This is a genomic window from Halobacillus litoralis, from assembly GCF_020524025.1.
GTDB lineage: Bacteria > Bacillota > Bacilli > Bacillales > Halobacillaceae > Halobacillus > Halobacillus litoralis_D.
Map to the genome: position 1 here is coordinate 699086 of NZ_JAIVKN010000002.1, position 14588 is coordinate 713673.

Annotated in this window: 15 protein-coding genes and 1 riboswitch; of the genes, 3 read left to right on the forward strand and 12 right to left on the reverse strand. The window is 41.7% G+C overall.

The annotated features are described in order from the left end of the window. Window positions 1–93: 93 nt before the first annotated feature. Window positions 94–291 carry a DUF2188 domain-containing protein gene (locus LC036_RS09940; protein ID WP_226581657.1) on the reverse strand — a complete coding sequence of 66 codons (198 nt, stop codon included), beginning with the start codon at window positions 289–291 and terminating at the stop codon, window positions 94–96. A 144-nt stretch (window positions 292–435) separates the two neighbouring features. After that, window positions 436–546, forward strand: a riboswitch (SAM riboswitch). A 109-nt stretch (window positions 547–655) separates the two neighbouring features. Here LC036_RS09940 and LC036_RS09945 point away from each other — a divergent pair. Continuing rightward, a complete protein-coding gene (locus LC036_RS09945; RefSeq protein WP_226581659.1) occupies window positions 656–2356 on the forward strand; it encodes an O-acetylhomoserine aminocarboxypropyltransferase/cysteine synthase family protein in 1701 nt (566 codons plus the stop codon). Window positions 2357–2379: 23 nt separating this feature from the next. Beyond that, a complete protein-coding gene (gene metX / locus LC036_RS09950; RefSeq protein ID WP_226581661.1) occupies window positions 2380–3426 on the forward strand; it encodes a homoserine O-acetyltransferase MetX in 1047 nt (348 codons plus the stop codon). Between the two features lie 39 nt (window positions 3427–3465). On the opposite strand, the gene LC036_RS09955 is transcribed toward metX, so the two are convergent. The 11 genes from LC036_RS09955 to LC036_RS10005 all read right to left on the reverse strand — a co-directional run bounded on the left by LC036_RS09955 (window position 3466) and on the right by LC036_RS10005 (window position 13975). Next, window positions 3466–4815 carry a polysaccharide deacetylase family protein gene (locus LC036_RS09955; RefSeq protein ID WP_226581664.1) on the reverse strand — a complete coding sequence of 450 codons (1350 nt, stop codon included), beginning with the start codon at window positions 4813–4815 and terminating at the stop codon, window positions 3466–3468. A gap of 93 nt (window positions 4816–4908) precedes the next feature. Next, window positions 4909–5745, reverse strand: a complete 837-nt coding sequence (gene kynA, locus LC036_RS09960; RefSeq protein ID WP_319004455.1) for a tryptophan 2,3-dioxygenase — start codon at window positions 5743–5745, stop codon at window positions 4909–4911. Window positions 5746–5758: 13 nt separating this feature from the next. Further along, window positions 5759–6403 (reverse strand): DUF4166 domain-containing protein, encoded by a 645-nt coding sequence (locus LC036_RS09965; RefSeq protein WP_226581666.1) that lies wholly within the window; start codon window positions 6401–6403, stop codon window positions 5759–5761. Between the two features lie 190 nt (window positions 6404–6593). Then, window positions 6594–8120, reverse strand: a complete 1527-nt coding sequence (locus tag LC036_RS09970) for an RQC-minor-2 family DNA-binding protein (RefSeq protein WP_226581668.1) — start codon at window positions 8118–8120, stop codon at window positions 6594–6596. An 83-nt stretch (window positions 8121–8203) separates the two neighbouring features. Continuing rightward, on the reverse strand, window positions 8204–8893 hold the full coding sequence (rpiA, locus tag LC036_RS09975; RefSeq protein ID WP_226581670.1) for a ribose 5-phosphate isomerase A: 690 nt from the start codon (window positions 8891–8893) through the stop codon (window positions 8204–8206). 293 nt (window positions 8894–9186) lie between these two features. Next, window positions 9187–9819 (reverse strand): response regulator transcription factor, encoded by a 633-nt coding sequence (locus LC036_RS09980; RefSeq protein ID WP_226581672.1) that lies wholly within the window; start codon window positions 9817–9819, stop codon window positions 9187–9189. Continuing rightward, the gene (locus LC036_RS09985; protein ID WP_226581674.1) at window positions 9819–10856 is read right to left on the reverse strand and encodes a sensor histidine kinase; all 1038 of its coding nucleotides are present in this window, start codon (window positions 10854–10856) and stop codon (window positions 9819–9821) included. Before LC036_RS09985 ends, LC036_RS09980 begins: the two co-directional genes overlap by 1 nt. Then, window positions 10853–11572 (reverse strand): cell wall-active antibiotics response protein LiaF, encoded by a 720-nt coding sequence (liaF, locus tag LC036_RS09990; RefSeq protein WP_226581676.1) that lies wholly within the window; start codon window positions 11570–11572, stop codon window positions 10853–10855. Before liaF ends, LC036_RS09985 begins: the two co-directional genes overlap by 4 nt. 81 nt (window positions 11573–11653) lie before the next feature. Then, window positions 11654–12295, reverse strand: a complete 642-nt coding sequence (locus tag LC036_RS09995) for a PspA/IM30 family protein (RefSeq protein ID WP_226581679.1) — start codon at window positions 12293–12295, stop codon at window positions 11654–11656. Between the two features lie 21 nt (window positions 12296–12316). Continuing rightward, window positions 12317–12661, reverse strand: coding sequence for a flagellar basal body rod protein (locus LC036_RS10000; RefSeq protein WP_226581681.1), 345 nt, complete (start codon window positions 12659–12661; stop codon window positions 12317–12319). Window positions 12662–12874: 213 nt separating this feature from the next. Continuing rightward, complete coding sequence (locus LC036_RS10005; protein WP_226581682.1) at window positions 12875–13975, reverse strand: M24 family metallopeptidase; 1101 nt, start codon at window positions 13973–13975, stop codon at window positions 12875–12877. Between the two features lie 197 nt (window positions 13976–14172). Between LC036_RS10005 and LC036_RS10010 the strand changes: the two genes are divergently transcribed. Further along, window positions 14173–14574 carry a hypothetical protein gene (locus tag LC036_RS10010; protein WP_226581684.1) on the forward strand — a complete coding sequence of 134 codons (402 nt, stop codon included), beginning with the start codon at window positions 14173–14175 and terminating at the stop codon, window positions 14572–14574. The last annotated feature ends 14 nt before the right edge of the window (window positions 14575–14588 follow it).

The window sequence follows — 14588 nt, forward strand, 5'->3', positions numbered from 1 at the left end:
GAAAACCTTATCTGGGTGACGATAGTTGGGACACCTGATTACCTTCGGTCCACAAAAATGCATTAAAAAAACTCCCTCATAGGGAGTTTTTTGTTAATATGTTCTTTCTTCTTCAACTTCATGGTTTTGGTTTAAAATAGAAAGTTTGCTTGGTGTGTTATCTTTTGCAATTTCCTCCGCCTTCTCAATGGCTGTATCACGCTCATCAAAAAGATCAGTAGGAGCCACATCCTCAATTTTCACAAACCATCCGGTTACATCTTTATTTGGTACTACACTATATTGTTTCATGAAATTCACTCCTTCATCATAGACTTAACTATCCATTCCCATCAGCTGGGTAATTCAAACGTTCTTATAATTTTTCATTAATAATTGACAATAAGGAGGGTCCCCTTTATAATTTCAAACAAGTCAGATAATTAAATAGCATAACTCTTATCTAGAGCGGCAGAGGGACTAGGCCCTACGACGCCCGGCAACCTTCAAGGTCATACCTTGAAAAGGTGCTACATCCTACAGGTCAACAGATCTGAAAGATAAGGGGAGGTATAAATACATAAAGCCCTCTTCTTTCTTACAGAAGAGGGCTTTTCATATTTTTTACTTACCTGAAGGGATTCCTAGAACATATCTATTGAGGAGGAGTAAATGTATGACGTTACCTTACCACACATATGGCCCTGAAACACAGCTGCTTCACGGAGGACAGGAACCTGACCCTGCCACAGGTTCAAGAGCGGTCCCTATATACCAGACAACTTCTTACGTCTTTAATGACACAGAACACGCCCAAAATTTATTTTCCTTAGCTGAGCCGGGAAACATTTACACCAGAATCGGCAACCCGACCATTGATGTATTGGAGAAAAGAGTTGCCTTGCTGGAGGATGGCGTTGCAGCTGTTGCAACAGCTTCAGGGATGTCCGCCATCACAATGGCTGTTCTCAATGTTGCAGAAGCAGGAGATGACATTGTCGCATCCACCGATCTTTACGGAGGGACCTATAATCTATTTGTCCATACCCTTCCTCGTTATGGCATCCAGGTGAATTTCGTTGACGGCAATGACCCGGAAGCATTTGCAGAGGCCATCACCCCTAACACAAAAGCTATATTTGCAGAAACCATTGGCAATCCCAGTTTGAATGTCCTGGACATCGAAAAAGTGGCCGATGTCGCTCACGATCACCACATTCCATTGATTATTGACAACACTTTCGCTACTCCTTATATATGTAAACCTATAGCCTGGGGAGCGGACGTAGTCGTTCACTCCGCAACCAAGTGGATCGGCGGACACGGAACGGCTATTGGCGGAATTGTGGTAGACAGCGGGCGATTCGACTGGAATCACGAGAAGTTTCCTGGTTTTACAGAGCCTGATGAAAGTTATAACGGCATCCGCTTCTCAACAGATGTAGGACCTGCTGGTTTCGCAATAAAACTGAGGGTACAACTGCTCCGTGACATCGGCGCATGCCTCAGTCCGCAAAATGCTTTTTTACTACTACAGGGATTAGAAACGCTGCACCTCCGCATTAAAAAACATTCCGATCAAGCTTTGGAGATTGCGGAGTACCTCAAACAACATGGAGGAGTTGACTGGGTGAACTATCCTGGTCTAACCGATCATCCAACCCACCCCCTGGCTAAAAAATACTTGAATTATGGGTTCGGATCCATGGTCGTTTTCGGAATTAAAGGCGGACGCACATCAGGTCGTCAACTGATTGATCATACAACCATTTGGTCTCATGTCGCCAACGTAGGGGATGCCAAATCATTAATTATCCACCCAGCCTCTACGACACACCAGCAATTAAGCGAAGAAAATTTAATTAAATCCGGAGTATCAGAAGAACTTGTACGTTTGTCTGTGGGGTTAGAAGCAGCAGAAGATTTAATTAAAGATCTCGACGCTGCGATATCTCATGCTACCGGCGTAAGCAGACCCTATGGCAAAGAAAAGCATATAACAGAGACTATTTTATCCTCTTCCCTGGATCGCTCGAATGGAGATATTAGAAAGAAAACCATCGGTATAGTTCCTTCCTTGTCCAACGGCTTACAAAGCGAACGAGCCAAATTAGAACGGTTAGGTTTTAATGTAGAGGTTCTAACACAGGTAGAAGATGTACGAAATTACTCATCCGGCACATTTGATGTAATTTATTTTGAGGAGTTAAACAAAGAAGGCCTGCAAATCGTACAGTCTATTCAACCCGGCCTTATCTGGTCGAAGAAAGTTTATCCGGGTGAGGATGAGCAGGTCATATCAGGAGTAAGTCTCTATGAGACAATTATTGCGATCCGCTCTGGAGAAGACATTACAAAGTCTCTCATTACCGTATAAACAACAGAAAGGAGAATAAAAGCATGTCATTAAAGAATCCCACCAGCCAACCACTTGTAAGCAAAACGATTTCTATCGGTTCGTTTACTTGTGAATCAGGAGAACAATTAGAACAAGTCGAGCTGGCCTATGAACGGTTTGGTCCCCATGACGCGCCTGTTATTTTAGTGTGTCATGCTTTAACAGGGAATCACCTTGCCATTGGCTCCAGAGAGGAACCTGGCTGGTGGGCGGGTTTAATCGGAGAAGGCTGCCCAATAGATACTACAAAATATCAAATTCTAACATTCAACGTGCTGGGTGGATGTCACGGATCCACAGGTCCAGCCAGTGTCAATCCAAAAACAGGAAAAAAATACCGGCAATCCTTCCCTAAGGTTACAATCCGGGACATGGTTCATGCACAGCATAAAGCCCTGCAATTGCTTGGCATCAGAGGGGTTAAAGCTGTCGCAGGCGGATCATTGGGCGGCATGCAGACGTATGAATGGGGTTTACTTTATCCAGACTTTATGGAAGACCTGTTTATTCTTGCTGCCACCCCCTATTTAAGTGATTATGGAATTGCCTTCAATCACATCGGTGCACGCGCTATTAAAAGTGATCCGTCTTTTAAACAGGGAAACTATGAAACCAATCAGCAGCTGAATGGTTTCGAAATTGCACGAATGACAGGGATGGTGACCTATCGGAGCCGCACCTTATTTGAAAAAAGGTTCGATCGCTCGAACGAAGGCACATCTTATGACATACAATCCTATTTGGATTATCAAGGGGACAAAATAAAGCAACGGTTCGATGCTAACAGCTACCTTTATTTATTGGAAGCTATGAACAACCATGATATTGGCCGGGACCGCCAAGGCTGGAAAACAGCTGCCAAAATGTATAAAGCTACAGTCCATACGATAAGTTTTGAACATGACCTCTTATATCCGGAGCAGCTCATTCGAAAGTTTGCAGAATACCCACCCGATGCCTCCCACCATCACATACCGACTGATTATGGGCATGACGGATTTCTAGTGGAATTTGATAGGTGGAGCAGTATATTTTCCGATCAATTATAGATATAAAAAAAGAACCGCTTGTTTTCAAGCGGTTCTTTTCTATTCCATTAAATCACTGACAGCAACAAACTGATACCCTTTAGATGATAATTTATCCAAAAGGATCTTCACGGTCTCCACCGTATTATTTTGAAGTTCATGAAGAAGGACAATTGAACCGTCTTCCACTTGGGAAAGAATATCCTGCGCTATCTTCTCCGGACCTTGGCTGCTCCACTTCTCAGAGTAAACTGTCCAAGGTACAGCTTCCACTGAATGGTTATAAGAAGATACCGGTGCCTCTCCAAATGGTAGACGAATCAACTCTGTCTGTTTCCCGGTTACCAGCTTGATCATCCTCTGTGTGGAAGTGATCTGCTCTTCCACCTGATGTGCACCTAACCGACTCAGACGGGGATGATTCCAAGTATGACCCCCAATTTCATGTCCACTGGCCGCTACTTCCCGGGCCATATCAGGATAAAAACTCACTCTTTTACCAATCATGAAAAAGGACGCTCTTGCTTCATGACGATCCAGCAAGTCAAGGATTTCATCGGTGTATTCAGGGTGGGGACCATCATCAAAAGTGAGGGCTACTTTCTTACCTTCCTCATCTAATCGCTCCGATTCAAAGTTAGGTGTGGGTTCAAAAGCTTCCACAGATTTATGATCCTTCTCTATGTTTAATGATTTCACAAGATCTTCCACATATTGAGAACGCAGTAACGGGGTAACCTGCTCCATTTCTAGTAAGACTTTATCGTAAACGGATGGGCCGGAGGAATCGAGAAAAACAAGCAGACCTTCTCCCGTTATGGCTGTATTTTCAAACGTAGAAGCAGTTGCTTCTAAATCATCGGCTGCTGTTCCGCCCTTCATTTCTTCACTTTCAAGCTTTTGTATCGTCAATTCATACAAACGCTCTACATAATAGAGGTCATCTTTAAAAAGCTCCTCCATAGTCAGGAGCTCTCCATTTTGTTTATCGAAGTTCATAACCGTTTGACCAGTCATCAGTTCATCTTCTCCAACATCCATTGTTTCTGTAAAATGAACCACAAAGAAACGCTGGTCCTGATGAATGACATCAAAGTCAATATGCAGCTCGTGAGATTCTGTTTCTTCCGTGTTTTGTTTATTCTTATAACTTTCCTGTTTAAAGGAAGCCTTCTGCTGATTAACATAATCTACAATCGTCTGGTTTATCCGGTTATTCGGTGTCTGCGGATAATGGATTGTAATATGGTATTCCTTAAACTCTACAAGATCTGTTTCCATGGTAATATCGTACATCGGCTGTTCTTTTACTTTATCTTTTTCAGCTTCTTCATTGGCACTTGCAATGAAAGAGCATCCGGAAACAAATAATATGACCAACAATAATGTATATATAATAGGTTGTTTCATTCAATTCCCTCTTTACTCATAGTTACACAACCCATTGTAACACAAATGTAACAATCATTTAATTACTTCGATATATTCATTATTTTCAGTCAATTACAGATTCGTACGTACATCCCATAATTCCGGAAAGAATCTGTGATCGAGTACTTGTTTTAAATACCCTACACCAGAAGAACCTCCCGTTCCCTTCTTATGACCAATTATTCTTTCAACAGTCTTCATATGCCTATAACGCCATTGTTGAAGACTGTCCTCGATATCGACCAGCTTCTCGGCAAGCTGATACAGCTCCCAATAGTTCCCTACATGTTTGTACACCTGTTCCCAAGCAGCTTCCACCGATGAGTCCGGCTCATAATTCTTAGTAAAATCTCTGTTAAGGAGGTCGGTTTTTATCGGGAAACCAGCTTCTGAGAGTTTTCTGACTGCCGCATCATATAAACCAGGGGCCTGATAAGCTGACACAAGCTCTTTATACAATTCAGGGGTTTTTTTGTAGATTTTAAGGACGTGACTTGTCTTGTACCCTAAAACAAACTCTATCATCCTGTATTGATAGGACTGAAATCCAGATGCCTGTCCAAGTTGACCTCTAAATTCCTTATATTCAGCTGGAGTAAGAGTCGATAACACATCCCACGCCTGAATGATCTGCTTCTGTATACTTGACACACGGGCAAGCATCTTAAAAGCTGCCTGCATGTCATCCTGGCTAATAGCATCTATAGCCGCCTTTAATTCATGCAGAATCAGTTTCATCCACAGTTCACTCACCTGATGGATAATAATAAAAAGCATTTCATCATGATGAGAGGACAGTCGTTGTTGAGCATTTAAGAGGTCATCCAACTTTAAATACTCCCCATAAGTCATTCGGTTCAAAAAATCCGTATAAATACTTTCATTCTCATTGGAAGGATGCTGAGACACGACCTCTCCTCCTCTACTCTATAACCCCTCGTTCAGGGATATTGTTATAAGTCATCGGTAAAAATTCTGTATGCACTGCTCCTTCATACATAAGCAATGTACCAAACAGAGGGTGTTCGACATGGACATGGACGCGATATGCTTCTTCTTCCTCATCATAATGCTCATAGACGGAGGTTTGGGGCGCATTTACGACTAAGCTTCCATAAATATTAACAGCTTTTGAGTCCATATATAATCCCCCCTCAGAGGTTACATGAAGGTTTAGTTCAGTCTGCACGTTCCCTGATTTCCCTAAATCATCTACAATGCACTGCTTATCCTCATCATACCGCATAGCTGCATCAAATCCTCTGATGGAATATGGAAAAAAGAAGCGCCGAATCCAACTAACCGTTTCCCGCCCCTTCTCATCTGTATATACATAATTTTCAAGAGTAAAAGGGACATCTTTCCCTCTTTCGCCAAATACAAGATGATCTTTTATTCCAATCTGAAAAAGGGGGCGCAGGAGTGGATGTGCTCCTCTAATTTCCGTCATCCTTCCCTGACCAAGCATCATTAAATTCTGCTTGCTCGTAAGACCGTACTTTTTCTGCATTTCAGGATGAAGGCGATGAAACTCTTCGCCTAAGGCTTGGTGATAAATTGACTTCATATCTCTACTCCTTCCAAAAGACCAAAATTCTATTGTCTATATTCGTTCTCTATATCATGAGTTATGAATAAGAATTCATTTAGAAACCTTTTTCACATGATGTATGTAAAGGCATTATAGCATAAGTAACCGCTTTCTAATTAGAAAACAAGGAAAAGAAGACCTGCCATTTCAGCAGGTCTTCCCTCTATTACATGACCTCTTCTGCATCATCACTGATGGAATATCCTTTTTGCTGTTTCATTAACCACCCTTGTTTCTCTAATTGAGTGAACAGTTTCTGAATATGTTTCTCAGGCCAATTGGATAATAAGCCAAACCATCGCGTTTCGTGCAGATATAAGCTTCGAAGTTTATTTGTCGCTTTTCCGGCCAGCATTTGCACAAGGGTGTGAACGGGATAATCTGTACCATAGTAATAAATGAAATCAAGAATCTGCTGCGTATAAGCATAGGTTAATGAACGGCCTTTCACAGTAATGATTACATCATCATCATGATAGCGGACTTCTTCAAGTTTAACTTTTAACTCTTCAAGGACATGGCTTGTGATTGGGTAGACGTGTTCTGGTACAATAGTCTGCCACTCCGCGAGTTCTTTTAAGACCCTGACATCATCCATCTGTACCTTCGACAGCCACAGGAGTTCAGAACCATCCTTACGCTCAGGTATATACGTCCGGCTTAATTTGTCATACATGTACAAAAGAGGGTAGGATGTAAGCTCTTCCTGCTTCCTTTGGTACCTTTCTATTTGTTTAATGATGGTTAAGCTTTCATCTAGTGTTTTTCGTGCTGTATTTAATTGTTTCTTCAGAGCCCTCAGTTGACCTAACTGCTCTAATAAGCGCTCATTCTGCTTTGCAATATCATTGAATTGCTGCTCAATCGTGTGAATCCGTTTATTAGCCCGCTCCGTATCAAACTCTTCTGTAAAGCTTACGTCATTTTCATCTACATGATAATACAGACAGAAATCACAAACTTCACAGTAGCAGCAAATACAACGGCGGGCAGAATCAAACTCCAGAACTTTTTTATGAGAACAGCATTCCTGCGTCCCTCTTAACCAGTCCGCCGGCAGAGAACGAAAAGGCCGCATAACAATATCAACTCTGTGCCTCCAGTAAGCCACATCTTCCGGGTAGTTCAAAACAGAGAGTAAAGATGATTGATTCATCACCTCAACCGCATCAATCACTTCCCTTTTCTCATGGAATAATTGAACGAGCGGGTGTTTATGAAAAGCCTTGGCTATTTTAGAAAGCCAATATTCCCGGCTGTGTTGACTTATATGAGATAAAAACAGATAATCTTCCATTACTTCCCCTACATGCTGATTCAGCTGTTCAGAGGAAAGATGAGTGAAATCTGTCGGATATAAATAATCTTCTTTCATGGGTAGTCCATGTTCTTCCGGCAAGGACCTCCACAAGAATAATTCTGGGCGGAGCAAGTGTGGATGAATTGTCTCCTCTTTTTGAAAAGAAACAGGCAGGACAGCTTTTTCTGATAACCCCATATAGGAACGAATGGATGTAACGTCAAGATTCTGATTGTTTATTTGATCCTCGATCGCGTCGTTTAACCTGGATAGTAAACTGCGTTCAAATTTATGTCCGATGGAACGAATCTGTTTATTTTTCTTCCCTATCGGTGCAAGTACAATATACGGGTATCGTTGATCTTGATAAGCAATCCTCTTTGGCAGTCCCATAATGATTCCCCTTTAAACTAAGGATTTACTACTATTATAGAAAAAGTATTACAAAGTACCAATAAATATAAGTAAAATGGGCGTCAAACTGTCAAAATTTCCACGGAATACCCAATGAACAACCCTGTTTCAATGACTCCAGGGATGGCACTCAACTCTTTCTCCATGTCATTTGTAACATTTGTGACTTTCATATCCATTAATACATTTCCTCTTTCTGTAATGACGGGGCCGTCTTTCGATTCAGCCATTCGTAACTGGATATGATCAACAGGAAATTCCGCCAATTTCATTTCCACTAAATGAATAGCATCAGGATCCACTTCTACCGGAATAGCGAAGTTCTCCCCGAGTCGCCCGACATGCTTACTCTTATCTACTAAAATATACGTTTTAGGGGAGCTTGCCATCACGAGTTTTTCTGCAAATAACGCTCCACCCCTGCCTTTTATAAGACGATTCTGCTGATCGACTTCATCTGCTCCGTCAAATCCCCAGTCGGGCTTAGCGGAGAGGAGCGAGGTTGTTTTAAGTCCAAAGTATTGACAGTTCATTTCAGCTTCTTTTGATGTAGGAACTGCAAGTATATCCATCTCACCCCTGTGGACTCGTTCCGCGATTTTCTCCAGGGCAAGGAAAGAAGTAGATCCAGATCCTACGCCGATTGTATCCCCGTTCTTCACTAGATGACTGACTTGTTCGGCTACTTGTTCTTTTGCTTCCCGGTTGGAAATTTCGCCGGACCATGTGGGCTGTTTTGCTATTTGGTTCATCCATTCCACGTGTATCACCTCTATCTATTTGTATTCCCAAAACGATACCAAAACAAGCATAAGTATTAGAGAAAGTGTATCAGAAGCTGAAAGGGCATCACTACGTTTTTCTGTAAATTTTGTCATTTTTAATGAATTCTTCACGTAAAATTAATGAAATATCTTGTTTAAAGAAGGGATGTCCATGAAGAACATTTATTGGAAATTAATTATCTTCTACCTCATCCTAATTACAGCTTTTATACTAGTTACAATTCAACCATAAAAAAACCTCGACAGCCGCTGTCGAGGTTTTACTCTATCAAATCATGTTTAAATGCATAGATTACGGCTTGTGTCCGGTCGTCCACCTGCAGCTTTCCAAGAATATTGCTGACATGAACTTTCACAGTCTTTAATGCTATAAACAGTTGTTCAGAAATATCCTGGTTTGTTTTTCCCTCTGCCATTAATAAAAGCACTTCTTTTTCACGGACGGTTAGCTGCTCATGGAGATCCTGCACATTCGGATTGCGCATTTTGGTCATAATTTTACCCGTTACTTCAGGTTCCAATATAGACTGACCTTCATGCGTGGACCGTATGGCATTTGCAATTTCTTCTGCCTTGGATGTTTTTAACATATAACTTGTTGCCCCTGCTTCCAAGGCTGGATAGACTTTATCATCATCTAAAAAACTTGTCACAATAATAATTTTGGCATCCGGCCACTTTGCCACAATACGCTTCGTAGCTTCAATTCCATCCATCTGATCCATCACTAAATCCATAAGAATAACGTCCGGGCGGAGACTTAAGGATAATTCAACAGCTTCTTCTCCGTCATCAGCTTCTGCCACAACCTCAATATCAGGCTGAGCAGATAAGTAAGCAGACACGCCGATACGAACCATTTCATGGTCATCAGCAAACAAAACAGTGATCATTAGGCTTCCCCTCCTTGGTTACGATAGGGGACTTTCACTTCAAGCCTTGTCCCCTGTCCTTTTACGCTGACGATTTTTAACGTTCCCCCGATTTCAAACGCTCGTTCCTCCATATTCTGCAGCCCATAAGAACTTGCTTTTCCTTCTTTTACATCAAAGCCAGTCCCATCGTCAATAATACGAAGAATAATGAAACGATCACGTTCAATTAACATGACATTTAAGCTGGAAGCCTTGGCATGTCTGAGAGTATTCGAAACCGATTCCTGAAGAATTCTAAATAAATGATCCTCGACGCCTTTGTCTAACTTCATCGTTTCAATGGACCAATGGATATCCATCGGTACTTTTTGGGTTAACTCATCAAGCAGCTCTTGAGCTCCTTCAGCTAGTGATTTATCCTTTAGTGCCACAGGTCGCAAATGAAGCAGAAGGGCTCTCATTTCCAGCTGTGACTGGTGAATCATTTTCTCCACCATCTGCAATTGTTTAGGTGCGGAAACTCTGTCCGATTCTTCCGCCTGGTTAATAGCTGAGATCATCATAGACGCTGCAAATAATTGCTGGCTGACAGAATCATGAAGTTCCCTAGCCAACCGGTTTCTTTCCTGGACAACGACTTCCTGTAAGCTTTGTTCCCGCTCTTCTGCTCTCTCTGTTACCATACGTTGGGCAAGCTCCGTTTGTTTCACGATCTTAGCCTCTATCCGCTTCATTTTCTCTTCAATTTGATTAACCTCAAGTATTTCTGCCTCACCATAACTGAGTTGAGTTCCTTTTTCCAGCTCACTTAATTTATATTCAATTGTATACAGCTGACGACGCCAAAACCAACCTTGAAGGATCCCTGTTACCAATCCAGCAGAAAGTGAGACGACTAAAATTAAAAAACCGAATGGTAAATCCAAGACTTGCTGACTCCAGAGGTCCGCCCACGAATTTATGGGAAAAGCGAAAAAAGTAATACCTAAAAGAACAGCGGAGAATAGGAAGAACGTAAATAGACTGGAGAGCAGTTGTCTCTGCCATACATTCATATCCTCTTCACCTCAAGATCACCGGAGACAATGGAAGTAATGATTTTAACTCTTGGTTTTTTCGGACCATATTCAGAGGTTTGAAAAGATACAATCTGGTTGAACATGTTTGTTCTTTTATATTGAAAGATAGAAACTCTGCCTATAAGAGCACTATGATGAACATTTACTTCCACTTCATAAGGGATATAAATAATCATATTGCCGGCAAAATGTCGAATAGATATAACCGCTTCATCGTGAGGAAGAACGGTCTCGCTTAAGTCAATCACCCGGTCGCCAATTCCTCCGTGAATGTTAATATCTTTCCATTCATAGGAGTGATCCGGCGTGGACTGATTTCCGAAGAGCTTCTGGACCATCCATTGTTCACTCTTCGGTATTTCCTGTTCGTTGTCGACCACTAAAGGGGAGATATACTCTGGATTGTCTCTGGACTTTAAATAGTTTCTAATAAATATAAAAAGAACAGCTAGAACAAGAAAACGAACGGCAATCATACTGAGAATCGTGAAAATTAAACTGACCAACCCTATCCAAAACAGAATTTTACGCCATAAGGGTTTGTAATTTCTCCACCCTATGTAGATGAATACACCCGAAAATAATACCGAGAAAACGAGGCCGCCATTGAAAAAGACGATCTCTACTATCAGGAGGATCACCCCAATGATTAATATGGCATTGATGGTATTTGTCGAAAGTCTCTTAAACATAAGGGTCATCCTCCTTCCATGAATTCGTTCTTCTTTCATCAATAAAGGCGCAGAAAACTGCGCCTTTATCATATCATATATTTACTTTGCCGAAATTTCTTCCTGGCTCCTTATGTTCTTTTCAAGTTCATCCATCTTACTGTCAAACGTATTGTGGTAGTATGAACTATTCACCTTATACTCCAAGTCTTCTATATAGCGGTCAAGCTCATTAAATCTGGAATATGGCTTGTCCGACGCTTCTTCTATTACCCAGTTCATTTGATGATGGGCTCTGGCTATGTTTTCACGCCCCATCAGTTCCATACGTTTCAAGTGCATGTTCTTTAATTTGTGCTTCATCTCTTCATACTTCTGTTCGAGAGCTTCCAACTGCTCCATGCTTTCGGTTCTCGAAGCTTTCAGACGCTCTGCCCTTCCTTCATACTCCTGCTGTTCTTTTAAAGCAAATTCATACATGGACGCCTCGCCAGCCTTTTCAGCTACCCCTGCCTGGTGGCGGCGTTTATCTGCCATATCTTGAGCCTTCTGAAACTCACGCGTGAATTCATCTTTTAACCGGTACTGACGCTCCACAAGCTTTCTTACTCGTTCTGTCTCCCTTTCACTTTCACGTAAATACTGGTTCAGCATCACTATTGGATTTTTTTGCTCCTTTTGATCTAATACTTCATGCAGATCCGCCGTAATCGAGTCTTTTATTCGAGTAAATAAGTTAGCCATATAAAATTCTCCTTTTCCAATTTATTTGTTCATTTCTGCCCATTGACGCTCGAAATTAGTGAATGGATCGTTAGAATGCCCCTTTGACTCTCTTTCTCTGCTCGTCCATTTTTTATAAATCCAATAGAGAGCAAAAGCAGCTGCTACACCTACCACAGCGTATATGTTGGATACAGCTACACTCAGAATGATGAACCCTGCAATTCCCCAGCTGATCTTAGCAGCAGTCGAATCGTTTTTCATGAATTGTTTAAACACGATGTACAAGAGCCAGACACTCACACCCAGCAGGATCATCGGTCCAAGGTTCGCAAGTAATACGCTTAAAGCAATTAATCCGGCTATGAAAAGTAAGAACTTTTTCATTGTTTTTTCCCTCCTTACTCATTTCTTATCTTTATCATATCGGGGACTGGAAGACAGCGTAATGAGCCGGAGATATATTTTCATCTAAGACCAGAGGCTTAGATGAAAATACATCCCAGCTATTCTGCACTTACCCCGCTGCAGATCATGACAGGAGAGGGGATACACTCGAATAGAATAAAAGAAGGGCTGCCCCGTCGGACAGCCCTTCTTTTATTCTATAATTTGCAGTTCTTTCGGAGTTTTCGTTAAGGTAATAGCGCCTTCTTCAGTAATGAGTACATCATCTTCCAGCCGAACCCCTCCAATGGACGGATCATAAATGCCGGGTTCGATTGTATACGTCATCCCTTTCTTCAAGACTCCGTCATTCAGGTGACTCATAGAAGGATATTCGTGAACATTGATCCCTAAACCATGTCCAATTCTGTGAGGGAATTTATCTCCATAGCCTGCTTCAGTGATAATATCCCGCGCTGTTTGATCAAGGTCGCCAATTCGTGTTCCAGGTTTGCTGATAGCAAGAGAGGCCTCCAATGCCTCACGAACTATTTCATAGATCTCTCTCTGTTGTTCATTTACAGTTCTAAAAGCAAACGTGCGGGTGATGTCGGAAGTATACCCTTTCCAAACCACACCAAGATCAAAAAGGACAAAATCCCCTTCTTTCAAGCGGCGATCTCCTGGGTTTCCGTGAGGCTGACCGGATTTTTCCCCAAACAAAACCATTGTTGAGAAAGACATCTCAGCGACACCTTTTTTCTTTAATTCGTACTCGATAGAGGCCAGCACCTCCATCTCTGTAACTCCTTCACGAAGGGCTTCCGTTCCTACCCTTACACCGAAGTCAGCTAATTCCGCCGCTTCTTTCATAATGCTGATTTCATGATCATCTTTAATAACACGCATCTCGTTTAAGCGGCTTTCTATATCTTCAATTTCTATATCTTGGAATAAACCGAAGAAAGATTCACTTCTTCCGTAAGATAGAACTTGCTTTTCAATCCCTGCTTTCTGTACAGAAAGCAATTCTTTTTCTTCCATTCGTTCTTTAATCAGCTGCCATGGATTTTCATGGTCAGCATATCCTATGACATCATGCGTCCATCCGGCTTCCCGTAACTGGCCTTTTTCCATATTGGGAAGAACAGCAATCGGATCAGCCTCCGGGAAGACCAGTAATCCCAACAACCTTTCATGAGGATCTGTATGAAAACCTGTTAAATAAAAGAAGTTTTCCGTGGAATTGATAAAAGCAACATCCACACCACTCTCTTTTAATTCATTTGAGAACTCTTTCAACCTATGTTTCATAAAGACAATCTCTCCTCTCGTTTATCTTCTGCATTTATCATATAGGAATTAAATAGGCATTCCAAATCACACAAAAGTCAGAATAACCGAACAATGAAGTGAACGTTTTGCAACACTTCCTTTCATATCGTTTTCTTTTCCATAGGGGTTCGATATAATGACGGAAGATTAAGTCAGTATCATTGGAGGTAAAAGAGATGGACCGCACACGTTTTTTTGTACGAGTAGCCGCCCTTTACGCATTAGCCGGGGCCTTTATGGGCTCACATATGGCCGGCGGGGGCGGTTTACAGTTAAGCGCTATTCACGCTCATATTTTAGTTGTCGGCTGGCTGTCTTTATTTGCTTTTGGTATTTATTATAAGGTCTTCTCCATTCCCAAAGATTCCAAGCTTGCAACAGCCCATGTATGGACGTCTTTTTTCGGGGTTTTCGGTTTAACAACAGGGATGTGGCTGTATTACACACAGCCCATTGAAGGACTGGGCGCTTTTAACACCGTGTTTTTTATAGTAGGCGGCACTATCCTATTAATCGCTTTTCTATTGTTTGCGATCATGACCTTCGTTCACGGCGCGTTTATCTCAGAAGATCCATAAAAAAAGATCCGCTG

Excerpts from the sequence above, each read along its gene's own strand:
- LC036_RS09970 (WP_226581668.1), bottom strand. The coding sequence starts at position 8,120 with ATGGGACTGCCAAAGAGGATTGCTTATCAAGATCAACGATACCCGTAT.
- LC036_RS09995 (WP_226581679.1), bottom strand. The coding sequence starts at position 12,295 with ATGGCTAACTTATTTACTCGAATAAAAGACTCGATTACGGCGGATCTG.
- LC036_RS09980 (WP_226581672.1), bottom strand. The coding sequence starts at position 9,819 with ATGATCACTGTTTTGTTTGCTGATGACCATGAAATGGTTCGTATCGGC.
- LC036_RS10000 (WP_226581681.1), bottom strand. The coding sequence starts at position 12,661 with ATGAAAAAGTTCTTACTTTTCATAGCCGGATTAATTGCTTTAAGCGTA.
- metX (WP_226581661.1), top strand. The coding sequence starts at position 2,380 with ATGTCATTAAAGAATCCCACCAGCCAACCACTTGTAAGCAAAACGATT.
- LC036_RS10005 (WP_226581682.1), bottom strand. The coding sequence starts at position 13,975 with ATGAAACATAGGTTGAAAGAGTTCTCAAATGAATTAAAAGAGAGTGGT.
- rpiA (WP_226581670.1), bottom strand. The coding sequence starts at position 8,893 with ATGAACCAAATAGCAAAACAGCCCACATGGTCCGGCGAAATTTCCAAC.
- LC036_RS09945 (WP_226581659.1), top strand. The coding sequence starts at position 656 with ATGACGTTACCTTACCACACATATGGCCCTGAAACACAGCTGCTTCAC.
- LC036_RS09940 (WP_226581657.1), bottom strand. The coding sequence starts at position 291 with ATGAAACAATATAGTGTAGTACCAAATAAAGATGTAACCGGATGGTTT.
- LC036_RS09955 (WP_226581664.1), bottom strand. The coding sequence starts at position 4,815 with ATGAAACAACCTATTATATATACATTATTGTTGGTCATATTATTTGTT.
- LC036_RS09965 (WP_226581666.1), bottom strand. The coding sequence starts at position 6,403 with ATGAAGTCAATTTATCACCAAGCCTTAGGCGAAGAGTTTCATCGCCTT.
- LC036_RS10010 (WP_226581684.1), top strand. The coding sequence starts at position 14,173 with ATGGACCGCACACGTTTTTTTGTACGAGTAGCCGCCCTTTACGCATTA.
- LC036_RS09985 (WP_226581674.1), bottom strand. The coding sequence starts at position 10,856 with ATGAATGTATGGCAGAGACAACTGCTCTCCAGTCTATTTACGTTCTTC.
- liaF (WP_226581676.1), bottom strand. The coding sequence starts at position 11,572 with ATGTTTAAGAGACTTTCGACAAATACCATCAATGCCATATTAATCATT.